Source organism: Vibrio sp. N418 (assembly GCF_000222565.1).
Classification (GTDB): domain Bacteria; phylum Pseudomonadota; class Gammaproteobacteria; order Enterobacterales; family Vibrionaceae; genus Vibrio; species Vibrio scophthalmi.
In genome coordinates this window covers 21,272-44,782 of sequence record NZ_AFWD01000058.1, presented here as the reverse complement: position 1 = coordinate 44,782, position 23,511 = coordinate 21,272, and the positions used below count along the sequence as shown (strand labels likewise).

20 protein-coding genes are annotated in these 23,511 nt (G+C 43.1%); 14 read left to right on the top strand and 6 right to left on the bottom strand.

Annotated features, from left to right (window positions below; translation table 11 throughout):
• Positions 1–21: 21 nt before the first annotated feature.
• From RH86_RS12695 to manA, 4 genes are all read right to left on the bottom strand, one after another.
• Positions 22–1,416 (bottom strand): helix-turn-helix domain-containing protein, encoded by a 1,395-nt coding sequence (locus tag RH86_RS12695; protein WP_009386466.1) that lies wholly within the window; start codon positions 1,414–1,416, stop codon positions 22–24.
• A gap of 225 nt (positions 1,417–1,641) precedes the next feature.
• Positions 1,642–3,039, bottom strand: a complete 1,398-nt coding sequence (locus tag RH86_RS12690) for a fructose-specific PTS transporter subunit EIIC (protein WP_009386465.1) — start codon at positions 3,037–3,039, stop codon at positions 1,642–1,644.
• A gap of 12 nt (positions 3,040–3,051) precedes the next feature.
• Positions 3,052–3,492 carry a PTS sugar transporter subunit IIA gene (locus RH86_RS12685; protein WP_009386464.1) on the bottom strand — a complete coding sequence of 147 codons (441 nt, stop codon included), beginning with the start codon at positions 3,490–3,492 and terminating at the stop codon, positions 3,052–3,054.
• 271 nt (positions 3,493–3,763) lie between these two features.
• Positions 3,764–4,966 carry a mannose-6-phosphate isomerase, class I gene (gene manA, locus RH86_RS12680; protein ID WP_009386463.1) on the bottom strand — a complete coding sequence of 401 codons (1,203 nt, stop codon included), beginning with the start codon at positions 4,964–4,966 and terminating at the stop codon, positions 3,764–3,766.
• A gap of 500 nt (positions 4,967–5,466) precedes the next feature.
• Between manA and RH86_RS12675 the strand changes: the two genes are divergently transcribed.
• Positions 5,467–6,306, top strand: coding sequence for a helix-turn-helix transcriptional regulator (locus RH86_RS12675; protein WP_009386462.1), 840 nt, complete (start codon positions 5,467–5,469; stop codon positions 6,304–6,306).
• A 43-nt stretch (positions 6,307–6,349) separates the two neighbouring features.
• On the opposite strand, the gene RH86_RS12670 is transcribed toward RH86_RS12675, so the two are convergent.
• Together RH86_RS12670 and RH86_RS12665 are read right to left on the bottom strand one after the other, a co-directional pair.
• Positions 6,350–7,126 (bottom strand): PTS sugar transporter subunit IIA, encoded by a 777-nt coding sequence (locus RH86_RS12670; protein ID WP_009386461.1) that lies wholly within the window; start codon positions 7,124–7,126, stop codon positions 6,350–6,352.
• A gap of 23 nt (positions 7,127–7,149) precedes the next feature.
• Positions 7,150–7,449 carry a PTS fructose transporter subunit IIB gene (locus RH86_RS12665; RefSeq protein WP_009386460.1) on the bottom strand — a complete coding sequence of 100 codons (300 nt, stop codon included), beginning with the start codon at positions 7,447–7,449 and terminating at the stop codon, positions 7,150–7,152.
• A gap of 228 nt (positions 7,450–7,677) precedes the next feature.
• On the opposite strand from RH86_RS12665, the gene RH86_RS12660 reads away from it, so the two are divergent.
• The 13 genes from RH86_RS12660 to RH86_RS12600 all read left to right on the top strand — a co-directional run bounded on the left by RH86_RS12660 (position 7,678) and on the right by RH86_RS12600 (position 23,511).
• The gene (locus RH86_RS12660; protein ID WP_009386459.1) at positions 7,678–9,543 is read left to right on the top strand and encodes a fructose-specific PTS transporter subunit EIIC; all 1,866 of its coding nucleotides are present in this window, start codon (positions 7,678–7,680) and stop codon (positions 9,541–9,543) included.
• A gap of 422 nt (positions 9,544–9,965) precedes the next feature.
• Positions 9,966–10,787 (top strand): phosphate ABC transporter substrate-binding protein, encoded by an 822-nt coding sequence (locus RH86_RS12655; RefSeq protein ID WP_009386458.1) that lies wholly within the window; start codon positions 9,966–9,968, stop codon positions 10,785–10,787.
• 96 nt (positions 10,788–10,883) lie between these two features.
• Positions 10,884–11,816, top strand: coding sequence for a phosphate ABC transporter permease subunit PstC (gene pstC, locus RH86_RS12650; RefSeq protein WP_005597891.1), 933 nt, complete (start codon positions 10,884–10,886; stop codon positions 11,814–11,816).
• Positions 11,817–11,831: 15 nt separating this feature from the next.
• Entirely contained in the window at positions 11,832–12,695 is an 864-nt protein-coding gene (gene pstA / locus RH86_RS12645; RefSeq protein ID WP_038219683.1) for a phosphate ABC transporter permease PstA, read from the top strand.
• Positions 12,696–12,724: 29 nt separating this feature from the next.
• Positions 12,725–13,474 (top strand): phosphate ABC transporter ATP-binding protein PstB, encoded by a 750-nt coding sequence (pstB, locus tag RH86_RS12640; protein WP_009386456.1) that lies wholly within the window; start codon positions 12,725–12,727, stop codon positions 13,472–13,474.
• 507 nt (positions 13,475–13,981) lie between these two features.
• Positions 13,982–15,382, top strand: coding sequence for an undecaprenyl-phosphate glucose phosphotransferase (locus tag RH86_RS12635; protein ID WP_009386455.1), 1,401 nt, complete (start codon positions 13,982–13,984; stop codon positions 15,380–15,382).
• Between the two features lie 26 nt (positions 15,383–15,408).
• Positions 15,409–15,993: a polysaccharide biosynthesis/export family protein gene (locus RH86_RS12630; RefSeq protein ID WP_009386454.1), complete on the top strand. Its 585-nt coding sequence runs from the start codon at positions 15,409–15,411 to the stop codon at positions 15,991–15,993.
• Positions 15,994–16,038: 45 nt separating this feature from the next.
• On the top strand, positions 16,039–18,258 hold the full coding sequence (locus tag RH86_RS12625) for a GumC family protein (RefSeq protein ID WP_009386453.1): 2,220 nt from the start codon (positions 16,039–16,041) through the stop codon (positions 18,256–18,258).
• 15 nt (positions 18,259–18,273) lie between these two features.
• Positions 18,274–19,206: a glycosyltransferase family 2 protein gene (locus RH86_RS12620; RefSeq protein ID WP_009386452.1), complete on the top strand. Its 933-nt coding sequence runs from the start codon at positions 18,274–18,276 to the stop codon at positions 19,204–19,206.
• A 43-nt stretch (positions 19,207–19,249) separates the two neighbouring features.
• Complete coding sequence (locus RH86_RS12615) at positions 19,250–20,416, top strand: nucleotide sugar dehydrogenase (RefSeq protein ID WP_009386451.1); 1,167 nt, start codon at positions 19,250–19,252, stop codon at positions 20,414–20,416.
• Between the two features lie 19 nt (positions 20,417–20,435).
• Positions 20,436–21,473 carry a glycosyltransferase gene (locus RH86_RS12610; RefSeq protein ID WP_009386450.1) on the top strand — a complete coding sequence of 346 codons (1,038 nt, stop codon included), beginning with the start codon at positions 20,436–20,438 and terminating at the stop codon, positions 21,471–21,473.
• Positions 21,470–22,429 (top strand): glycosyltransferase, encoded by a 960-nt coding sequence (locus tag RH86_RS12605; protein ID WP_009386449.1) that lies wholly within the window; start codon positions 21,470–21,472, stop codon positions 22,427–22,429. Before RH86_RS12610 ends, RH86_RS12605 begins: the two co-directional genes overlap by 4 nt.
• The gene (locus tag RH86_RS12600) at positions 22,426–23,511 is read left to right on the top strand and encodes a glycosyltransferase family 4 protein (protein ID WP_223296343.1); all 1,086 of its coding nucleotides are present in this window, start codon (positions 22,426–22,428) and stop codon (positions 23,509–23,511) included. Before RH86_RS12605 ends, RH86_RS12600 begins: the two co-directional genes overlap by 4 nt.

Below are 23,511 nucleotides of genomic sequence, written 5' to 3'. Positions count from 1 at the left end.
GTTTGGCGTATTTAGGCGCGGTCACAGACGTTTATTGACAGATATAGGTGTAAGTAGTTCAAAGCTAATGATTCCATCACCACTTTCAGCCGTTTGCCCACATTCATTGGCTTGTAAAGCATGAGAAACGTTGAGATTTTCTATGATTTCAGGGCCTGCACGATATTGGTAATGTTCGTGTTGGAATAAGCGTAGGTAGAATTTCTCAATTTCATTTTCTAATTGATGAACGTCATCACCGTGCCAACGAGTGCGGAGATAAAGGCCTCCGCAATGAATGGGGTCTGCTTTATTTATCACTAGATGAGGTAGCGCTGATGAGCAAATAAAGTACTGGTATTGGCTTGTTGAGTGGAGATCAGGCCGATTAAATATGACTTTCTCAACCGTATTGGTTGGGGTGAGCGATGAGGTTAAATGATTGATCAGCGTAGTTAGGCGACGAGTGCCCGCACGCTGGGCCTCAGCAATCCAATGTGATGACAGTGGCAAGTGACGTTCATCAAGCAACACTTCACTCTTTTCGTCAAACAATAACCAAGTACGATCTTCCTCGGCGTGCACTCGCGGTTCAACCGGGAATTTATGTTGCAATTGACCTGTTTGATAATCGTAAATCCAATAGGCCGGCAAGCCGGCAAAGTAGCATTGGTACTCTTGATAGACTCGTTGATATAACTGGTTAAAAGCAATGGTCACGTAGTTTGGCTCAGGCAATGAAATGCTGGCAAGTTGAGTTTGTGGTAAACGCAACTCAAATAGCGAAGCTGGAATGGTTTCGTCCTCAGCAAAAGGAATCGCTATAGAAAGAGGATAGGTACTACTGACGTTTTGATTGTGCTCGCGGAACTCCATGATTTGTGCACGATGAAGCGGTAAGGTGCTGGCAAACGGCTCCGCCATTAAGCGCTGATGAGCCTGATCTATGGTTTGAATAATGACGTCTATTTCTCTCGATGAGCTATCGATGGTGAAGGTATAGCAGCCCCAGCGCGTTGGGTTTTGATGCGAAATACACAGTGGAAGGCTGAGTACTGCAACTAACAGTTGTAAGCGTTTGATATCGAGACGTGGGAATGACATGCGGTCAGCCCAGATTTCTTGACCACGCAACTGAGAGGGTTGAGTACAGGTATATTGGCGAAATGCTCGAGCAAATGCCTCTTGCGATTCGAAACCATATTCAACCGCGACATCAAGAATACGCTGGTCACTGTGAGCAAGTTGTTGCGCAGCTAGGCTGATTAAGCGATGTTTTTGATACTGAGAGATAGAAAGCCCGGTGGTCGCCTTAAACTGATGCTGTAGGTAGGAGCGACTGAACCCACACTGCTGAGCGATCTCTTGAATAGCAACCTTATTCGGCAGTTGTTCTTCAATGATATCGATAATGTTGAGTGTTAGGGACAAATTCATTGTGAATCGCCAGTAAAATAACAACGAGGTTTAGCTTATGGGGGAGAGTGGTAAAGCCAAAGTGTAAAGACAAAAAGGCAATAATGTTTGTGACGCACTTCGCGTGTAGTGTTGGTGTTGATGCAATACCCATTAAATAAAAAATCCGACACTCTCGAGGAAAGCATCGGATTTGTTTAGTGCTTAGTGATCATTAAATCACATCTTGTCTAATTATTGCGGTTGTTACGCTTGAATTAGAGTCGCAGCTTGTTTCATCGCTTCTTTTGTCGAACATTCAACAACTTTTGCGTTTGCAAAGCGGTGAGCATCTTTCACTTGGATATCGTGAGCAAGGATAACCAGTTTCGCGTTGGCTACGTCTAGGTCAGTGATGCGGTTTTGGATGCCGTTTTGACCTTGTGTCTCTACTTTGACCTTGATACCTGCTGCTGCGCCTGCTTTTTCTAGCGCTTTTGCTGCCATGAAAGTGTGTGCAACACCTGATGGACAACAAGTTACTGCAACTACATCGTACTCGCCTTCACCTGCCACTGGAGCGACTGCCGCTGCTTGAACTGGTGCTGCTTCAACTTTTTCAGCTTGTTCTTCAGCGACTGGTTTCCAGAAACCAACGATAAGTGCTGTTGTTAGAGAGCCTAGAGCGATACCCACTACGTACATTGGAATGTTGCTTGATACAGGCGCTGTAATTAGACCACCCCACGGTGCGTGTAGCAGGATGTCAGTTAGGAAACCGAACACACAACCTACGATACCACCCGCAACGATTGAAGGAAGAACGCGCATCGGGTCGTTTGCTGCGAATGGGATAGCACCTTCAGAGATACCGATTGAACCCATGATTGCTGCTGCTTTACCTGCTTCTTGCTCTTCTTTAGAGAATTTCTTCTTGAATAGGAAAGTTGCAAGAGCCATACCTAGAGGAGGCGTACAGATTGCAATACCAACACCACCCATTAGCCATGGTTGAGTATCAACTTGAGTTTGAGCAAATAGTGTTGCCACTTTGTTGATTGGACCACCCATGTCGAACGCAGTCATACCGCCTAGGATAGCACCTAGAACCACTTTCGATGCGCCTGCCATCGAAGCAAGGAACTCGTTCATTGAAGTCATGAACAGTTTGATTGGCTCACCAATGCCCCATAGAACGATACCTGCTGATACTAGAGTACCGATTAGTGGGTAGATAAAGTACGCACCAAGAGCAGTCATATTTGGAGAAAGAGGGATTTTCTTCAGTTGGTATACAACACCACCCGCAAGGAAACCTGCCACGATACAACCTAGGAAACCGCCGCCCATGTCAGCCATGATGCCAGAAGAAATCATAGCTGGAGCCAGTGCTGGTTTATCCGCGATTGAGTAACCGATGAAACCACCTAGAATAATCGGGAATAGCACCAAGCCTTTAATGCCGATATTTGAGATATCTGCCAAGATGCCAGTTGCAGGAACCGCACCTTTACCAGATGCCATTACCGCAAGAGCCAGTAGAACACCACCCGCAACGATAAAAGGTAACATGTGAGAGGTACCAAAAAGTAGGTGCCCTTTTAATGTGCTGAGTGTCTTTTTAAAATCAGTATTGCTGGTATTTTGAGCTGTTAGGGTACTCATAAATAATCCACCTTAAGAATTGATTAAAATATTCAGAATTTCGTTTTGATCTTTCGCGTTATTAATATCTTGGATAAATTCATCACTGAATTTTCCAAATAGTTCTTGTAGTACATAAATATGATGATCTGCACCGTTATCAGGTGAAGCAATCATAAAAAACACGGTTGGTTTGATACCGTCTTCGTCACCGTAGTCAATACCTTCGCGCTTTACACCAACTGCGATTGCAGGGTCGATAACAGCCTTACTTTTCGCATGTGGGTAAGCGATACCTTCGGTTGAAGTGACACTGACAGATTCACGAGTTTCAATATCTTGTAAAAATGATTCTTTATCGCTGATTCGATTTTCATCAAATAGCATTTGAGCCAATTCTTCGAACACTTCTTTTTTATTAGTTGCTTGAAGTTCGTGTTTAATTAATTTGACGTTTGTTAGTGTGGTAATCATGTTTAACTCGGGTGTTGAAGTAATGCGATAAAATTAATCCAAGCGAGCGTTTTGCGAAATAGCAAAAAAAAACCATCCACTGTAGATTTGTATCAAGCGGATTTAAGTGTGATAGAAGTCATTATTAAAACGGTGAGATATTTGGCAATGGGGCGCTTGAGAATTGAGAATTGAGAATTGAGAATTGAGAATTGAGAAGGGTGGAATGACCCCTTAAAAGGGAGAGAAAAAAGCCCCGCGAATGCGAGGCTAAAGAAATATCGGTTGTCGATTAACTGTAAGCGCGAGCCACACGCCCTTCGCAATCAATCGTGTAGTTTTGAGCGTAAGCTGGAATGAATACCGATTGACCTTTTTCAATCAAACAAGATTCCCCATTAGTGTGCGTTAGTACCATTGCACCATCCAAAGGTAGCAATATCTCGGCGCTTTCCGTGGCAATCAGACGTTGCTTCGAATGGGACACAATGGCGAATTTGAAGTCGTCAACTGGGATTGGGTATTCCAACATCGCATCACGTTCAATAGGATTTAATAACAAGCTGTCGTGGGGTTTCTCGTCAAATTTTGTACATGAAACAAGTTCGTTAATGTCCATAAATTTAGGTGTAAGACCGGCACGCAGTACGTTGTCTGAGTTGGCCATAATTTCAAGGCCCGTTCCTTTAAGGTAAGCATGAGGTGTTTCGGCATCGAGGAACATGGCTTGACCGGGCTGCAGAGTGATCACATTGAGCATCAATGGAGCAAACAAACCAATGTCACCTGGGTATTGGGTTTCGAGCTCTACAATCAGTTGATATAGCGGCTCTTCGGCATTTTTTGCTCGTACAAGAAGTGCGGTGATTGCTTGATCTTTTTGCTCTCCATCGACAGAGAGTAGATCTGAGAAAAACAGCGATAATCCGCGTGCGGTTGGGTTTGCTTTCAATTGAGCTAACAGTGGCTCAACGGTCGGAATCTCAAGGCGAGTAAAGTTCTTAATGATCTCGCTCACGGATCGAAAGCCGTTCATTGCATGGTATTCTGTTAACGCATAGACCAATTCTGGCTTATGGTTCGCGTCTTTGTAATTTCGATTCCCAGCACTTTGCGGAATGCCGAGCTGTTCTTCAAGAGCAAATCCGCGTTCTGCTTGGCTCTTATTAGGATGAACCTGAATAGATAACGCTTTTTCTGCTGCGAGCACTTTAAATAAGTAGGGTAATTCACCAAAGCGTGTTGCCACCTTTTCACTCAAGAACGAATTTATATTCTGCGCAATAAGCGAAGACAGCTTAGTCGGCTCTCCATTTTGGTTGTGCACGGTTGAACAACCGTTAGGGTGTGCCCCCATCCAAATTTCAGCTTGTGGCTCACCGGTTTGGTTTGCCATGCCAAATAATTGATTGAATGATGATGAACTCCCCCAAGCGTAGTTTTGTATTACGTTGGTCATCGGAAAAAAAACAGGGTTTGGCGCAAGATCAGACATAGCAATCACCGTAAGGACGAATGTGGACGTTAAGAGGTTTATGGATAGTGATGGTGGTCATTGACGTTGCATGACTGCACCTTAAAGTGACATGCAGATATAGAACGCGATCACTGAGCGACCATCTCTCCGTTATTTGATGTGGTTTGTTACCTAGCGGATATTTTGCTGGGAGAGGGAAGCGTGCTGTAGTGAAGAAAAAACTCATTTACTGGAAGATTGTATCGGGCTGCTGGTTGTGTGATTTAGATCGAGTAATACCTGATGAGAAGAGTCTTGCCAGGATGTTTAGATTAACTGTTTGTTATTTAAAGCTTCCTTCTCTAGATGGCTGTTTGTTGAATGGGAATGATGAGAGAGAATGGCAAGCTGCAATATTGGTGCTTTTGCTGGATTTTTGTAACGTAAGTTCTGAACTGTGACTTTACTCAGTAGCACGAAATGAGCGGGCGATGTATATCTATCCCAAGAGCATTTTTGGTGTATGCAAAGAGTAAATAATGATTTTCCACGATTTGATTTCGTCAGTTTTGGGTGAGCGCGAGCCTTTGCATAACATATGGTTTGCGGGTGATTTCCATACCCCACCTGAATTTAGTTACCAAGTGAATTTTCCACGTTTAGAGTTGGTACTTGATGGCGAATATGTCAACGAGATGGAAAGCCATGATCGCAAAGTGACTCATATCACCGCGAAAGCTGGAGATGCGATTTTTATTCCGCCAAACTGTTGGAATAAACCTGACTGGGACACTAACTGTTCTGTTTTGAGTATTTTGTTTGGTCGTCGCCAATTAGGGCTTAGCTTGGTGAGCAAGCGTAAGGGCGAGACAGGTTTTTATGATATCCAAAAGCATAGCATCCAGACGCGTTCAGGATTTGCGATTGATAATATTCTTGAAGCATTGAGTTCGCTGGCGCGTGAGAGCCACAAAAAACCAATGGATGAGCTGTTACTGCAAGCATTACTGCAATACAGCAAAACCATGTTGGAGGCACCAGTCGAGCAAACTCACAGTCGCGTACAAGATCTCTATCAAGGGATTTGTATTTATATTCAAGAAAATTTTCACCGCCCGATTACGCGCGACAGTATTGCAGAGCGCTTTAGTATCTCTTCAAACCATTTGTCTCGCTTATTCCGTCAACAAGGCCACATGACATTGGCGGACTACATTACTTGGGTGCGTGTCGACCGCGCTAAGTTCATGTTGAAGAAATACAATTTTAAGTTGAGTGATGTTTCGGTACGTTGTGGATTTAAAGATGTGAACTATTTTTGCCGAGTCTTTAAAACGCGAACTGGCCGCACGCCAACGGAATATCGTGGTTCGGCTTAATTAAACATTGGGTTGATCATTGAGACTGAAATTGGCGCTTAAATTATGCGATTAGGCGCGACATTGAATACATCAATAGGGCTTGTAGGTCGACACTGCTTCTGGTTGACAACAGTCGTTCGGCCATTTGCCCACTCAGCAGGTTGCGTGTGAGGTTGGTGGCGGAAACGATTTGATCGCGAGTGGGTTTGGCAGGAATCACCAGTGCTATTGCGATATGTACATCGCCCATCTTTGATGCCCAGTCTATCGCCTTATCATTCACGATAACGGCGATAGAAACGTGTTCAACACCACCAAACATAACATGGGGTAGAGCGATGCCGGGGGTGACACACGTTGAGGATCGCTCTTCACGTTTAATGAAAGCCAGAATGAGCTCATCGGAGTTTTCTGGATAAATTAATTGGGCAAGCCCTTTTAAACATTCAAACTTTGTCAGCTCAGTGCGCGCTTTGGCATAGTGCCAATGAATTTCGCTCGGCGGGCAGATTTGCGGTAAGCGCTGAGCCAATTGACTGGAAAACTCATAATTGATCTGTGAACCCACGAGGGTGAAGTGTTCAGCAATGATGTCTTTGATGACAAAACATGCCAGTTCCGCGTCAATACCGATCGCGGTAATTTGGCATAAATCGCCTTTTAAGAGTCCAGCTTGTAACATCGCCATTGACTGCGTCAACTTGGCGCAACGGTCTTGGGTGATGTTGAGGATATGCAGGGAGCTTTTGAATTTTTTAGCAATGCGATGTAGCGGTGAAGCGACATGAGCACTGGCGTTAGCATCATCAACTAGAAAGGTAATTTGGTATTCGTTCATCCGCAGTAGGCGCTTTTATTTATCTATCGGCAATGAACAAGAAAGACTTTGTCGACGTTCAACAATACGTCTTCAATTGGGATCTGTACGATGTTCATACCTTCAAATCGGCCCGCTTGTTCAATCTCAATATCAGAGACGATCAGCACGCGATCGGCATGGGTAATATCAACGGGGGTTAATGGGTTTTCAATGCCCATAGCGCCTTGGGTTTCAACTTTTATTTGGACGTTAAATTTAGATGCCGCTTTTACTAACGCGTCTGCGGCCATATAAGTATGTGCAATGCCTGTAGGGCAAGCTGTCACAGCAACAATTTTCATCATGAATCTCGACTCTATTTTTGCTGGATACTAGCATATCAAAGCGATAATAGATCGATTTAAACCACTGATAGATAAGAGCCTCATCACAGTTTGAAATGAGTGTTACATTTTTCCAGTTAATGCTAGATTCCTCCTGTATCTCACCGAGACAAGTATGGCTAATCTATGCACAAACCAGAGCACTCCTCGGTCTTCTTAGCTATAGGTCATTTGGATAAAACAGTAATGGATATCACTAATCTCATAGAGCAAGAGACGATTTGTTTAGAGTTAAAAGCTCAAACAAAAGAAGAAGTGTTACTGGAGCTTGTCGAGTTGTTGGAAGCGGCAGGCAAACTTGACAATAAAAATCAATTTTTAGCGGATATATGGAAGCGAGAGAAGATAGGTAATACCGGTTTTGAGCAAGGTATTGCGATTCCTCATGCCAAAAGTTATGCGGTTTCGACTCCTGCGGTTGCTGTTGGAATTAGCCGTGACGGTATTGATTATGGTGCGGAAGATGGCGAACTATCGGACGTGTTCTTCATGCTGGCTTCTCCAGATGGAGATGATCACCACCATATTGAGGTATTGGCGCAATTGTCATCGAAACTGATTGAAGATGGCTTTGTGGACTCGCTTAAAAAGGTAGAGACAGTCGAACAAGCGCTGGCTTTACTAACCGATGTCGAAACTGAGCAAAGTCCCGCCCATTATCAAGATCGGGTCGATCTATCTTCGGTTTCCCCAAGCCCATTAAAACAGAGCTTAGCGCGAGCGAAAGAGCATTTGCTATTTGGCACCTCCCACATGATCCCTTTTATTGTGGCTGGTGGGGTATTACTGTCGCTATCGGTCATGATTTCCGGCCATGGTGGCGTACCAACCAACGGCATCCTCGCTGACATCGCGCAAATGGGCATTGCGGGATTAACTCTTTTTACCGCAGTGCTTGGCGGTTACATTGCTTACTCTATCGCCGATAAGCCAGGTCTTGCTCCGGGGATGATTGGCTCATGGATAGCCGTTAGCCATTACAACACAGGCTTTCTTGGTGCAATTGTGGTGGGATTCTTTGCTGGTTTTGTGGTTTATCTGCTTAAAAAAATTCAGTTGCCAAGCAGTATGACCTCGCTAGGTTCGATCTTTATCTATCCGCTGGTCGGTACTTTTGTCACTTGCGGGGCAGTGATGTGGTTGATTGGTACACCGATTGCTAATGCGATGGAGTGGCTTAACAATTGGCTCGCGGGCCTAGCCGGATCGGGAAAAATCATCTTAGGTACGGTTCTCGGCGCGATGACGGCGTTCGATATGGGCGGTCCAATTAACAAGGTTGCGACACTGTTTGCGCAAAGCCAAGTGAATACCCAGCCATGGTTGATGGGGGGAGTTGGTATTGCGATTTGTACGCCGCCACTGGGTATGGCATTAGCAACGCTATTTTCACCGAAGAAGTTCAAGCGTGAAGAGCGTGAGGCAGGTAAAGCTGCAGGCATCATGGGCATGATCGGTATCAGTGAAGGTGCGATTCCCTTTGCCGCCGCAGACCCTGCTCGAGTCATCCCAGCCATAGTGGCAGGGGGCATTGTCGGGAATGTGACTGGCTTTATGTTCCATGTCATCAACCATGCGCCATGGGGCGGTTGGATAGTTCTACCCGTGGTGGATGGTAAGTTGGGCTACATAATCGGCACTCTTGTTGGGGCAATGACGACGGCAGCTATCGTCATCTTATTGAAAAAGACCGTTAACGAAGATGATCATTCATCCAATGCATTGCGCTTTGGTGCGGTGGAAGGTGAAGGTGAGGCCGAAGTATTGGCGGTTACCTCTTGCCCTTCTGGCGTAGCGCATACTTTTTTGGCGGCAAAATCATTAGAAAAAGCGGCGCAGGCATTGGGTGTGAAAATTAAAGTCGAGACGCAAGGCGCCAATGGGATTAACAATCGTATTACGGCGAAAGATGTTGAAAAAGCGCGATTTGTTATTTTTGCTCACGATGTGGCGATCAAAGATCCTGAACGATTTAATAACATAAAAATAATTGATGTCTGTACCAAAGATGCCATGTTAAGTGCGGCGGCACTACTTAAATCGAAAGCATAGAATGGAATAATTCTTAGTGCAGTTATGTATCCAGTTCCCCCTAAGCTGACTAGTCTTTCCCCCTAGACTAGTTTGCTCCTGTAATCCAACGTTGTTGGGCTAAAAGCCAGTCAGTATCCTGACTGGCTTTTTTCTATTTAACAGCTTCAGTCATTCATTAATGGCTCAATTAATTTAATTGTGACACCGCAAAGTTGGTGTTTTTATGTGCAAAACCATCTTGTTTTTCCATTTTTGTTTTCCTATAAATCATTAAATATCAATGTATTAGTGTTAGTTGTATGGGGTGGAATGTTTAGAATAATAAAAATTAAAATGTCATGCAGCCTTCAATAAAGTGAAACACAACTGTCATATTTCCTCCCTAAAGTGGGCATCGTTGAATAAACACAACGGCAATAAAGCCATTAAAGGAACTTGTGATGAAAAAGACAGTTATCGGAGCGATTGCTCTACTAAGCACACTAGCAGTGACTCCAGCTTCAGCGAAAGAAACTATCTCTGCGGTAGGTTCTAGTAGCGTAACTCCGCTGATGGAAGTTTTCTCTGAAACATACATGAAAGACAATGCGAACGTATTTATCGAAGTACAAGGACCTGGTTCTTCGGCGGGCGTAAAAGCGGCAAAAAATGGCAGTGCTGACTTAGGCATGTCATCACGCAACCTAAAAGATTCAGAAAAAGAAGCAACATTGATTGAAGAAGTGGTTGCTCGAGATGGTATCGCGGTTGTGGTTAACCCTAACAATAAACTTGAAGGCCTAACCGCTGAGCAAGTAACCGCAATCTACAAAGGTGAAATCACCAACTGGAAAGATGTTGGCGGCGCTGACAAGCCAATCGTAGCGATTACTCGCGACACGGCTTCAGGCACTCGTGGTGCATTTGAAGACATCATGAAGCTGAAAAAGAAAGTCTCAGGTATGAAAGTATCGGCTATTTCTCAACGTGCTCAAGTGGCGAACGGTAACGGTGCACTGAAAACCATGGTTGCTTCTAACCCATACGCAATTGGCTACATCTCACTAGGTACGGTTGATGGTTCAGTGAATGCGCTAGACATCAACGGCACACCAGCCTCTGTTGCTAACGTGAAGAATGGCACTTACCAAGTTGCTCGTCCTTTCCTAGTGCTTTACCAAGAAGGCAAGCCTTCAGCTGAAACACAAAAATTCCTAGACTGGATGTTAACCGCAGACGCACAAGCGCTTGTTGAGCAGAAAGGCTACATCTCAGTTAACTAATACCCTGAAACATCAATTAATTGCTCAGCCTACTTTTGGGCTGAGCCTTTTGTTACACGACTGCCCAGATAGTTTGGGCAAGTACGGTGATTTTATATGTCCATCGCAACAAATAGTGAAAAGCTTATGAACACTGAAGCGACTCAAATTTCAAAGCCTGGTTTACGAGCGAAAAAGCGCGTTGACTGGAAAGAGCGCATCTTCCATGGCTTGTTTCTCACCAGTGCCGTTATTGGTATTGTCTCTCTAGCCGTTATTGCTTACTTCATCGTGCGCGAATCGCTACCCGCTTTTCAAGAAGTAGGTGTGAGTGGCATCGTTCTTGGTCAAGATTGGTTACCACCTGCGCTTTACGGTGTAGCAACCATGATTGTGGCATCGGTTGTATCAACATTTGGTGCTGTTGTCGTTGGTGTGCCTGTTGGCGTGTTAACCGCCGTGTTTATTGCAGAAATCGCCCCAAAGCGTTTAGCTGACGTGATCCGTCCGGCGGTGGAACTGTTAGCTGGTATTCCTTCGGTTGTGTACGGTTTCTTTGGTTTGGTGATTATTGTTCCGCTCATTCAAAATGTGTTTGATGTTCCAGCGGGTAATACGATTCTTGCCGGTATCATTGTACTAGGTGTGATGATTCTACCTACCGTGATTACCGTTTCTGAAACCTCAATCCGTGCCGTGCCACGAGCGTATAAAGAAGGCTCTCTTGCTCTGGGTGCGTCAAAAATTTATACCATCTTCAAGTTACTCGTTCCGGCGGCACGTTCGGGCATTATGACCGGTGTCATTTTGGGTATTGGCCGTGCTTTGGGCGAAACGATGGCGATTATTATGGTTATGGGTAATGCTCCAGCTATGCCTGAAGGCATTCTGGATGCAGCCAGAACGCTAACGGCGAATATCGCCATTGAGATGTCGTATGCAAGCGGCGTTCACGCAAGCGCACTTTACGCAACAGGTGTTGTTCTGTTGGCATTTATCATGATGCTCAATGCAGTGCTGCTTTATCTTAATCGTCAGAAGACCAAATAGAGACGGGTAATGATTATGGATTACGCAAAACTAAAACGCTCGCGTCAGTTTAAAGATAACATGCTTAGTGCTTTCGTATGGGCTGCAGCGGCGCTAACGGTTGGATTCTTGTTCTGGATTATTTGGTACATTTTGTCGAATGGTCTTCAGCACGTAGATTGGAGTTTCATTACTGACGATTATACACGTACAGGTGACGAACACGGCATCTTCCCAATGATTGTGTCGACACTGTATATGGTTATTGCATCGATTGCCGTTGCTGCGCCATTGGGTATTATGACGGCCATCTACCTAACAGAATATGCCAAAGTGGGTAGTCGATTAGTGAAAGTGATCCGCTTCTGTACAGAGTCACTCGCGGGTATTCCTTCGATTATCTTTGGCTTGTTTGGTATGACATTCTTTGTTGCCATTCTTGGATTGGGCTTTTCGATTCTGTCAGGTGCGCTTACGCTAAGTATTCTTATACTACCTGTCATTATTCGTACCACTGAAGAAGCACTAATGTCGGTACCTCAAACATACCGAGAAGGTTCTTATGCTCTAGGGTCTTCACGAATTTACACCATCTGGCGTTTGATCTTACCGAGTGCGATGCCAGGTATCTTAACTTCGATCATTCTAAGTACTGGTCGTGTCATTGGCGAATCAGCTCCGGTGTTTTTAACGGCAGGCATGGTAGCGCGTATTCCAGATTCTTTATTAGATTCAGGACGCACGCTAACCGTACACCTTTACAAACTGACCACTGAACTCTTCACCATTGAAGAGTGGAACCAAGCATACGGAACCGCCACCGTACTGATTGTTGTTGTCCTGCTGATCAATATGGTCACTAAGTTAATTGCTAAACGCTTTAATACAGCAACTTACTGATTCGAATTTAAGATTTAAGAGAAATAGTTATGAACAAATTTAACATTGAAAACCTAGACTTGTTTTACGGTGAGAGCCAAGCATTAAAATCAATTAACCTGCCAATCCCGACTCGCCAAGTGACCGCTCTTATTGGCCCTTCAGGTTGTGGTAAATCGACGTTATTACGTTGCTTGAATCGCATGAATGATCTGATTGAAGGCGTAAAAATCACAGGTAAACTGACCATGGATAATGAAGATATCTATGGCAATATCGATGTGGCAGACCTGCGAATTAAAGTTGGAATGGTATTCCAAAAGCCAAACCCATTTCCGATGAGCATTTATGAAAACGTTGCTTATGGCTTGCGTGCTCAAGGTATTAAAGACAAAAAGCACCTTGATGAGGTGGTAGAGCGCTCATTGCGTGGTGCGGCCTTATGGGATGAGGTTAAAGACCGCCTTAAATCACATGCATTTGGCTTATCTGGTGGCCAACAACAGCGTCTTTGCATTGCACGTACCATCGCAATGGAGCCTGATGTTATTTTAATGGACGAACCAACATCAGCATTAGACCCGATTGCGACGCACAAAATCGAAGAGTTGATGGAAGAGCTGAAGAAAAACTATACGATCGTCATTGTGACTCACTCAATGCAGCAAGCACGACGCATTTCTGATCGCACCGCATTTTTCTTAATGGGGGAGTTGGTTGAGCACGATGAAACCAATGTGATTTTTAGTGCACCACGTGATGACCGTACACAAGGTTATGTCAATGGTGACTTCGGTTAAAACGTATTTACTGGTACATACTATAACTATAAGCGATGGTAACTATTGCCCCTCATAATGAGGGGTTTTTTTATGCCTGAAAAATGGAAAATAGAGGCATCAAATGTGGCCATGAAGTTATTTGTATAAAAGTTGACCATTCTGTAAATTACTTTCCCATTACATCTGTGATTAATTTAAATTTCTAATGATAAAGTTGTAGCTTGCTCTATTTTTCATCAATTCAAATTGCTATAAAACCACGCTTTTTATGTGGTTAATTGCTGGTTGAATAATACAAAATAAATAAATTTATTCTATTTTAGTGTTTTTTAAATGCCGTTCTCATTTGTTGGAAATTTTGCAATCTCAAAGTCTGGAACAAGTTGAATAGAGAATAATTATAGTTTGTTTTTGTCGCAAATAAATACAGACTATGTGCTTGTTGAGATGATGTTAACTGCTCATTTAGAGTGAGCTTCGTTGTTTCGCTATGGAAAGGAATAGGTCTAGGGCAGGGAATATAGCATGAGAGAAATAGGTATTATAAAGCAGCATGGTGACGAGCACGTAATCGCTTACCGTGTGTTAGATATCGCGATTATTATCGCTACTATTTTAATGACCGCCAATATTTATGCTGACAGTTGGAATATTTACTATCTTTTAGCGACCAGTGTTGCGGTGGTTTCTTTTAGTGTCATGGCAGAGCTACTTGGCGTTTATAACCCTTCATATACATCGTCTCTGCGTCAAACTTTACCACCTATTTTGCTCTCCTGGTTTTGTGCCATTGGTTTGTTACTTGTACTCGCTTTTGGTTTTAAAATTACTGACTCGTTTTCTCGTATTGCGATGACGGTTTGGTTTGTTGGCACACCGGTATTACTGACTTCTTACAGATTGGTGAGCAGTAAGGTTCGAACTTCAGCGAAGTCGGATTCTTATGAGAAAAAAAGTATCATCATTGGTGCAACACCAGCAGGTCTAGCGTTGGCGAAGGAGATTCAATCAAGTCGCCATCACGGCCTTAACCTCGTCGGTATTTTTGATGACCGCAGCCTTGATCGTCTTGCTGATGAAAACCTTGATGTGCAACTCCGAGGCTCAATTAATGATGCTTTGCAAATGGCGAAAGAACGTGATTTTCGCCATGTCTATGTTGCGTTACCGATGAAGGCCTCTAATCGAATTAAAGAAGTGATCAATTACTTTGCCGATAGCACCGCTCGTGTATATATCGTGCCAGACTTCTTTACTTATGATCTTATTCAATCACGTTGGCGTAATGTGGGTAATATTCCCACGTTAAGTATCCATGATACGCCATTTTATGGTATGTCGACTTTTGTAAAACGACTAGAAGATATCGTCGTTTCAGCGCTTATTCTTTTGCTTATTAGTCCCGTGCTTTTAGCCGTTTCCATTGGAGTGAAGTTGTCTTCTCCTGGACCAATTATATTTAAGCAACATCGTTATGGTATTGATGGTAAGCAGATCAAAGTGTGGAAATTTCGCTCAATGCGCTCTATGGATAATGGTCAAGTAGTAAAGCAAGCTACAAAAGGTGACCCACGAATTACCAAATTTGGCGCATTTATTCGTAAAACTTCTTTGGATGAATTACCGCAATTTATCAACGTCCTCCAAGGCCGCATGTCAATTGTTGGTCCTCGTCCCCACGCGGTATCGCACAACGAAGAATATCGCCAAATTGTCGACCGCTATATGTTACGCCATAAAGTCAAACCAGGCATTACTGGCTGGGCACAAATTAATGGTTATCGCGGAGAAACAGATACTATCGACAAAATGGAAAAGCGTGTCGAATATGATTTGACCTATATTCGTGAGTGGTCATTGTGGCTCGATATTAAGATAATTTTCTTAACCATATTTAAAGGTTTTGTAGGTAAAACCGCATATTAATTTATCCAATAAAATTAGGTGTAAAAGTGATTAACAAGCTGTTTAAAATCCTTGTGCTGAGTTGTATTTCTATTGGTTCGGTCAATGCGAATATCACGGATCTGTACAAACTTGCGGCTGGTGACGTCATCAGTATTAAAGTTTACGGTGAAGAGAATCTCACCATAGAAGAGCAAAAAATCGATAACCGTGAAGTGATCGATTACCCGTATTTGGGGGTGATTAAACTCGGTGGTAAGACATTAGAGCAAGTTCAGAGTGAAATTACTCAAGGTCTGCAAGGTGACTATTTAGTTAGTCCTAAAGTGAACGTCGCTATTGTTCAATATCGTAATGTTTACATTAACGGCCTCGTCAATAAACCGGGTGGCTATGAATACGAACCGGGACTCACGGTACAAAAGGCGATTTCATTAGCGGGTGGCGTGATGAGTAAGTATCGGCGCAGTGCGAGAGCTTACCGCACTAAATCTACAGAAGCAGATCAATACGCCAATCTTACTGCAGAACAATTAGCGAAAGAATTTGATAAAAATACAGAAACGGAAGCTGAGTTATACCAAGTCATTCACCCCGGTGACACGATTCATGTCGTTGCTTCTTTTTGGTAATAAGCCTCACCAGCCAACTCAATTTGACGAATTATTAGGGAAAGTATGAAGTTACTAAGCGATGAGAAAACCTCGATTGAAGGGGAGTCGGTGGATTTTGGTAAGTACATCGTATTACTAAAACGCAGTTGGTTAAAAATATCACTGTTTACCACTCTTGTTACAGTACTTGCAGCGTTATTTGCATTATCAATTGCCCCTACCTATCAAGCAACTGCGACACTATTGATTGAATCAAACACCAGTAAAGCCGTTTCGATCGAAGAAGTAGTAGGCATTGATTCGACTCAGCAAGAGTACTATTTGACTCAGTTTGAAATTCTAAAATCGCACCGCATCGCTGAGCGTGTCATAGCACAATTGAATTTGGAGCAAAATAAAGAGTTCAATCCCTATATTGAACCGAAGCAATCCTTTAAATCTCTTGTGAAAGAGAAAATTCTGGCGTTGCCGATGTTTAAGTCAGAAGAAGCGAAAGTAGAGCCTACCGCAGAAGAATTAGCGACCAAGGTGCGTTATGCGGTGTTAGCCAACTTCCAATCGAGATTGTATATCTCGCCTATTCGTAAAACACAACTAGTCCGCATTACCTTTGAATCTGTAGACCCACAACTTGCGGCAGATGTGGCTAATGCCGTGGGTGAGGCCTACATTCTCGAAGGACTTGATGCCCGATTAGATGCCACGGAACATGCATCGTCTTGGATCTCGGGTCGAATGGCGCAGCTACAAGAACAATTGAAGCGCTCTGAAAATGCTCTAATCGAGTTTTTGGCGCAGGAAAAATTAGTTGATGACGATGATAGCGGTATTGATGTTCAAGCGAGCGCAGTGATTAATGATCTTATCTTGCGTTTAAGCGAGGTCACTGACCGTCGAATTCAACTGGAATCTGCTTATAGTACGTTGAGCAGTGGTGGTTCATTGGCAATCACTGATGTCTCTTCAGTACCCGAAATATCTAAACACCCTCAGGTGATTAATTTGCGTGGTTTGTTGTCTAACGCCAAACATGAGCAAACAGAATTCTCGAAAACCTATGGCCCTAAGCATGAAAAGATGATTGCTGTTAGTGCCAAACGCGCGAACCTTGAAGAGCAGTTAAATCAATTGATCCGCCAATTGGTCGGTGGGATTGGTAAAGAGCTGCAAGCCGTGCGCTCTCAAGAGAGTTTGATTTCACGTGAGTTGGATAAGCGTAAACAAGAATTCCAAAGTTTGACGGTGAAAAAGCGCCAATATGAAGCGTTACTGCGTGAAGAAGAGACCAACCGCAATATATTAAATATCTTCTTAAATCGTCAAAAAGAGACCACGGCAACCAGTGATTTTGATTCACGAAATGCTCGTTTTACTGATGAGGCATTGGTGCCGCAGTTCCCAGCTAAACCAAATAAGAAATTGATCGTCGGTCTTGCGATGATCGCAGCGTTGCTTCTGTCGATCTCGGTTGTGTTGCTGCTAGATGCCTTTAATAACACCATTACGTCAATTAAACATTGTGAAGACAAACTCGGCATCATTCCACTCGGCGGAATCCCTAAGCTCAACAAATTTAAGAAGCGAGTAATGGGGAGTGATGTCTTCTTTAGCGAAAAATTCATGACGTTTAACGAGTCGATCCGATCGGCTAGGACAGCGCTAGCACTAGTAAATAAAGACAATAAATTTATTACAATCTCTTCCTCTTTACCGAATGAAGGGAAAACAACGTGCTCAATCAATCTAGCACTCGCATTTTCCAAGGTAGAGAATACTCTGCTTATCGATTGTGATTTAAGAAAGTCAGCGGTTGCTGAGCGTTTTGGACATAAACGTTATAAGCTAGGTTTAACCAACCATCTTTTGATGAAAGCCAGCTTAGAGGAATGTCTGTTTGTCGATGAGCGCTCGGGACTAACCGTACTGCCAGCGGGTATGCCAACTCAGAATCCACAAGAACTGCTAAGTTCAGAACGCTTCTCACAGCTGTTACACCAACTTGCTGAGCGCTTTGACAAGGTCATTATAGACACGCCACCCGCTCTAGTGGTCAGCGATAGTATGATTGTAAGTAAAATCACCGGTAAGGTTGTGGTGGTGCTAAGAGCTTCAAGTACGCGAGTTGTCACTCTACGCAACACAATATCCAGATTTATATCTCATGATGTGCAGTTTGAAGGGTTGCTGCTAAACCAAATCAGTGAAGGGAAAGGTAAGCAAGATTATGTTTACGGTGACTACATTCACCATTTGGACAAAGTTCCTCAAGCACAGCAATCATAAGTAGGAAGCCTAAAAATGGATTTTATGTATAGCATCGTTGTGCCGCACTACAACAGCGAGCAAGGTTTGAAACGGTTATTAAACTCGATTCCTACTAGACCGGATATTCAAATCATCGTTGTTGACGATAACAGCAGTGAAGCGCTGGATAGCCAGCGCCTAGCTGAGCAATATAAGGACCATCATCTAGAGTTTCTAACGAACAATACGGGTACTAAAGGCGCGGGCTCTGCTCGTAACGTGGGGCTAAAACAGTTACGTAGTCGATACACCTTATTTGCAGATGCAGATGACTTATTTTGTTCAGGGGCTTTTGAGCTACTCGATACGGTTTTAAGTGGAGATGATATTAGTTATTTTTCGCCGACTAGCCGTTGTGATGTCACGGGTGAGCTATCGGATCGTCATCATATTTATGCCAATTTGGTGCGTGATTTCCTCAATACAGGTGATGAGGATATTCGTTATCACTTTTCGGTTCCATGGAGCAAAGTCTTTCGTACCGAGTTTATCCAAGACCATGGGCTCTATTTTGACCAAGTCATAGCATCCAATGATGTGATGTTCTCGTTGGTTTCCGGGCGAAAAGCAGCTTCTATTTCAGTTCATCCGCAGGAGATTTATTGCGTGACGCGCGGTAAAGGCACCCTGACAGTGAATTTTAAACCTGCGGTGGTGCGCTCTCGTTATGAGGTGGAATTAAACAGAATCGATTACATTGCCTCCTTTGCTTTACCAACTGACAGTACCTCACTTTACAAGATGGTGAAGAACTTCCGTAAGGTGATGTCACTACGAGATTTTATGCAGGTAGTGGGTTTGCTTTTTCAAGGAAAAATTTCGGTTGTACCAAAGCGCACATACTACTACCTCAAAAACCCAATGGCATTGTTCGATCGCTTTATCAAAAGAAAGCAATCTCTGAGCAGTCAAAAATATCAAGCGTAGTAATTCGTTACTGCCTAAAAATTGAAAAAATTACGGAAGATTTATGAAGATTACAGTTGTTGGTACCGGTTATGTTGGCTTGTCGAATGCAGTGCTTATGGCGCAGAATCATCAAGTGGTCGCATTGGATATTGATGAAGGAAAAGTCGCCAAAATAAATCAGCGTATTTCGCCTATTTCAGACACTGAAATTGAGTTGTTTTTGGCAGAAAAAACGCTGGATCTAACCGCAACCATCGATAAAGAACTCGCTTACAAAGAGACTGATTTCATCATCGTGGCTACGCCAACAAATTATGATGCAGAAACGAACTTTTTTGATACCAGTTCAGTCGAGTCGGTGATCAAAGAAGTCAAACAGTATGCGCCACAGGGTGTGGTGGTGATCAAATCAACAATCCCTGTAGGCTTTACTGAACGAGTGAAGCAAGAGCTTGATTTTGAAAATATCTTGTTCTCGCCTGAGTTTTTACGTGAAGGCAAAGCGCTGCATGACAACCTTTACCCTTCGCGCATTATTGTGGGTGAAACCTCGCCTCGTGCTGAAACGTTTGCTGGGCTATTGCTCGAAGGTGCAGTGAAAACAGATATTCCAGTGCTGTTCACCAATTCGACAGAAGCTGAAGCTGTTAAGCTGTTCTCTAATACTTATTTGGCGATGCGTGTGGCGTATTTTAATGAGCTGGATTCTTACGCAGAAAGTCATGGCTTAGATTCACGTCAGATCATCGAAGGTGTCGGTTTAGACCCGCGTATTGGCTCTCATTATAACAATCCTTCGTTTGGCTATGGCGGCTACTGTTTGCCAAAAGATACCAAACAGTTATTGGCCAACTATCAAGATGTGCCAAACAATATTATTCAAGCAATTGTTGAGGCAAATACCACCCGCAAAGATTTCATTGCTCGTTCGATTGTCAACAAGCAACCGAAAGTAGTAGGTATTTACCGTCTGATTATGAAGTCTGGTTCGGACAACTTTAGAGCGTCGAGTATCCAGGGCATTATGAAACGCATCAAGGCGAAAGGGATCGAAGTCATCGTATATGAACCATTGTTAGAGGAGCCGACATTCTTTAACTCAGAAGTGGTGAATGACTTTGCTTCGTTCAAACAGATCAGCGATGTGATTGTGAGTAACCGCATGATGGAAGAACTAGCTGATGTTGCGGATAAAGTTTACACCCGCGACCTATTTGGTAGCGACTAAGGACAAGGTTAAATACTTGATGAAACTCGTCACCATTAATCCACAAAAGTCGACCACCATGGGTGGGGTAGAGACGTTGATCAGAAGTTTGCATACTCTATTTGATTGTGAAAACTATGAGTTGTATCAGTTTGAACCTGAGAAGGAACATTATCCTGAAAGTTCAAAGATCCAATACGTTAAGTATGGCAGTGGTAACAAAATCGCGGCAAAGTTAAGCCAAATTGATGCGGTGAGGAAGCTGCAACTTTCTGCCGAAGACGTTGTGGTGTTGTTTCACCCCAATGACTTGCTCTACTTGCCTCTACAGGTATTGAAAAAGACCAAGGTAGTATTGGTGCAGACCAATAAGTTCTCGGTCTTTTTTAAACCGTTATCAAAATTAATCATGGCTTTGTTACACAGTAAAATTGATTTGTTTACGGTTTATACCGATCAAGACAAGCAGGCATTAGCGACGTTATTTCCTCGCTTGGTTTCGAAGGTAAAAGTGATTCCTCGCGGCTGTAAGCTTTCGACTTCGTCGGAGCCACAACAGCTAAGCAAAAGGTTAGTGACGATTGCTCGAATTGATGAGGAGCAGAAGAACTTCTCAGCCATGATAGAGGTTATCGACCAGTTACCTGATGGGTATCACTTAGATATCTATGGGGATGGTAGTGACAGCAAAGTGAACGCTTTGATTGAGCGTGTTGCGGAGAACAACAAAATCCAATTTAAAGGCCCGACTAGCGATGTAGCCGATACGCTACAAAACTATGCTGCGTTCATTATGACTTCAAGGTATGAAGGTTTTGGACAAACTCTCATCGAGGCTCGAAGCCAAGGTCTACCGATAGTTGCTTATCAAACCTTTGATGCATTGCCATGGATTGTTGAAGACGGGGTCAATGGTTATCGTGTTGTTGAAGGCGATAGCCGTCGCTTTGCTGAGCGAATTATCGAGATTTGCAGCAACGAAGCGCGTTACACCACCTTATCAAATAATGCACTAAACAAAGCGAAAGAAACGGAAATAGAAGTTGTTAATCAGTTATGGCAGGAGGCTGTTGCATGAAATATTCCGTGATTGTACCTATTTACAACACCTTTGATTATGCCCAACGCATCGTAGAGTGGTTTGTTCAAGAAGTATCGGCCCGTACAGAGCAAGACGCAGAGCTAATACTGGTCGATGATGGCTCAAAGCAGGGGCCTAACTACACGATTGATCATCAGAGTATTAGATTGATACGAAAAGAGAATGGTGGCGTTTCAAGTGCTCGCAACGTTGGTATTGAGAATGCGCGTGGTGAGTTTATCTTATTTTTAGATTCAGACGACAAATATCAATCCGGCTTATTCAGTTACTTGGATAAAGAGCTGTTGGAACGCACTAATCTAGATACGATATTATTTTCGTTCGAAAAAGTGTCCGATGATAAATCAGAGCAAGCTCAGAACCGTGCTCAGCAGGTGGGTGGGCTGCAAGCGTTGTCTCAATTTTTGACTAAAGAGATCCGCGTACATGTTTGTGGCTTGATGGTATCGCGTTCGCTGCTAGTCGAGCATCAATTAAGATTTGATGAGACACTGCACTTTAGTGAAGATGTGTTATTTATTGTCGATTACCTGTCACTTGCTCGTCAATGCTACATCAGTGAGCAAATTTTATATTTTCACGTAATGCGCAGCGGTTCAGCCATCAATAGTCTATTAACTGAGAAAGACACCACTCACATTGATGCATTTGAGCGTATTTCGTTACAGGCTAAAAAACTGGCCAGAGAGCAAGATGTCAATTTTTTTCTTTCTACGTGTTATATCAACTTAATTAAATTCTTAGTAAAGAATAAAACCAAAGATAAGTGTGTTTTTGAAAAAATAATTTCAAATCAGAAGTTTTTATTTGGTGCGATTGATGCAAAGATCAGCCGATACTCGATCGTTATTAAGATATTACGTATATTATTTAAGCTTGATGGTTTAACTAATCATCAAGTGTTGCGCCGCTTGAGCTATGTGGAGCAATGATGAGAGTTCTTAATATTTCTGAAACTACACAAGGTGGCATTGAAACTTTTTTTGAGTCACTATCTCGCTCTCAATCAGTTGATAATGATTTTCTTGCACTTAACTACCATCGTTCTATTCTTCCGCTTAAAGCCAAAGGGTTTAGACCTTTTAATGTTTTAATGTTGTTATGGGTCGTACTATTTCAACTAGAAATAAAGCAGTATCAAGTTGTTTTTTTGCATAGTACATTCTCGGGATTATTGCGTCCATTGTTATGGCCTGTAGGTAAATGGAAAAATGTCTCGATTGTTTATTGCAGTCATGGCTGGGCGTTTGATATTCACTACAGTTCAAAAATAAAGAATACGCTTTACCGAGCGATTTATATCGCAGTAGAGCGCTTACTAACGCCCTTTTGTGACCAGATATATTGCATTTCTCAATATGAATATCGTGAAGCGTTGAAAATTGGTTTACAGGAAAAGAAACTCACACTCGTTTGGAATGGAGTTCAAGGTAGTGCATTGACCTTGCCTGAAACCAAGCAAGAGACAACGGTCACTCGAATCCTATTTGTCGGGCGCTTGGATAAGCAAAAAGGTCTGCATCTTTTGATTCATGCGTTACAAAATCTACCGCAGCTTGAACAAGCTGTCGAGTTAACTGTGATCGGTGAGTCTGTGCGTAATGATTGCCCTGAATTGGACATATTGCTGGATAGCACAATCACAAATGTCGTAATTAAGCGCTTAGGTTGGGTGGAGAATACACAGCTCGATCTTTACTTTCAACGGGCTGACTTTGTTGTTGTGCCTTCGTTGTGGGAAGGTTTTGGCTTGATCGTGGCTGAATCTTTACGCAATGGTACGCCGGTGTTTGCTTCAAATGCTGGGTCACTCGCAGATATGCTGAACGATAAAACTGGCTGGGTTTTTGATCTAGAAAGTAAGGCGAATTTATCTCAAAGTATAGCAAAGGTGTTGGTAGATAAAGCTTATCTTAATATTAGTCAGCAAGATTGTGTTGAGCACTTTGAGCAGAATTTTCATGAAGACATTATGAATCAGCGCTACTTCCAGTCATTTTCGACACTCAGTTAG

What these genes read in the sequence shown, in the direction of transcription:
- RH86_RS12620 (WP_009386452.1), top strand. Translation starts at nt 18,274, where the DNA reads ATGGATTTTATGTATAGCATCGTTGTGCCGCACTACAACAGCGAGCAA.
- RH86_RS12610 (WP_009386450.1), top strand. Translation starts at nt 20,436, where the DNA reads ATGAAACTCGTCACCATTAATCCACAAAAGTCGACCACCATGGGTGGG.
- RH86_RS12665 (WP_009386460.1), bottom strand. Translation starts at nt 7,449, where the DNA reads ATGAAAATTGTTGCTGTGACAGCTTGCCCTACAGGCATTGCACATACT.
- RH86_RS12675 (WP_009386462.1), top strand. Translation starts at nt 5,467, where the DNA reads ATGATTTTCCACGATTTGATTTCGTCAGTTTTGGGTGAGCGCGAGCCT.
- RH86_RS12690 (WP_009386465.1), bottom strand. Translation starts at nt 3,039, where the DNA reads ATGAGTACCCTAACAGCTCAAAATACCAGCAATACTGATTTTAAAAAG.
- RH86_RS12615 (WP_009386451.1), top strand. Translation starts at nt 19,250, where the DNA reads ATGAAGATTACAGTTGTTGGTACCGGTTATGTTGGCTTGTCGAATGCA.
- pstA (WP_038219683.1), top strand. Translation starts at nt 11,832, where the DNA reads ATGGATTACGCAAAACTAAAACGCTCGCGTCAGTTTAAAGATAACATG.
- pstC (WP_005597891.1), top strand. Translation starts at nt 10,884, where the DNA reads ATGTCCATCGCAACAAATAGTGAAAAGCTTATGAACACTGAAGCGACT.
- RH86_RS12655 (WP_009386458.1), top strand. Translation starts at nt 9,966, where the DNA reads ATGAAAAAGACAGTTATCGGAGCGATTGCTCTACTAAGCACACTAGCA.
- pstB (WP_009386456.1), top strand. Translation starts at nt 12,725, where the DNA reads ATGAACAAATTTAACATTGAAAACCTAGACTTGTTTTACGGTGAGAGC.
- RH86_RS12625 (WP_009386453.1), top strand. Translation starts at nt 16,039, where the DNA reads ATGAAGTTACTAAGCGATGAGAAAACCTCGATTGAAGGGGAGTCGGTG.
- RH86_RS12660 (WP_009386459.1), top strand. Translation starts at nt 7,678, where the DNA reads ATGGATATCACTAATCTCATAGAGCAAGAGACGATTTGTTTAGAGTTA.
- RH86_RS12635 (WP_009386455.1), top strand. Translation starts at nt 13,982, where the DNA reads ATGAGAGAAATAGGTATTATAAAGCAGCATGGTGACGAGCACGTAATC.
- RH86_RS12695 (WP_009386466.1), bottom strand. Translation starts at nt 1,416, where the DNA reads ATGAATTTGTCCCTAACACTCAACATTATCGATATCATTGAAGAACAA.
- RH86_RS12670 (WP_009386461.1), bottom strand. Translation starts at nt 7,126, where the DNA reads ATGAACGAATACCAAATTACCTTTCTAGTTGATGATGCTAACGCCAGT.
- RH86_RS12685 (WP_009386464.1), bottom strand. Translation starts at nt 3,492, where the DNA reads ATGATTACCACACTAACAAACGTCAAATTAATTAAACACGAACTTCAA.
- RH86_RS12605 (WP_009386449.1), top strand. Translation starts at nt 21,470, where the DNA reads ATGAAATATTCCGTGATTGTACCTATTTACAACACCTTTGATTATGCC.
- manA (WP_009386463.1), bottom strand. Translation starts at nt 4,966, where the DNA reads ATGTCTGATCTTGCGCCAAACCCTGTTTTTTTTCCGATGACCAACGTA.
- RH86_RS12600 (WP_223296343.1), top strand. Translation starts at nt 22,426, where the DNA reads ATGATGAGAGTTCTTAATATTTCTGAAACTACACAAGGTGGCATTGAA.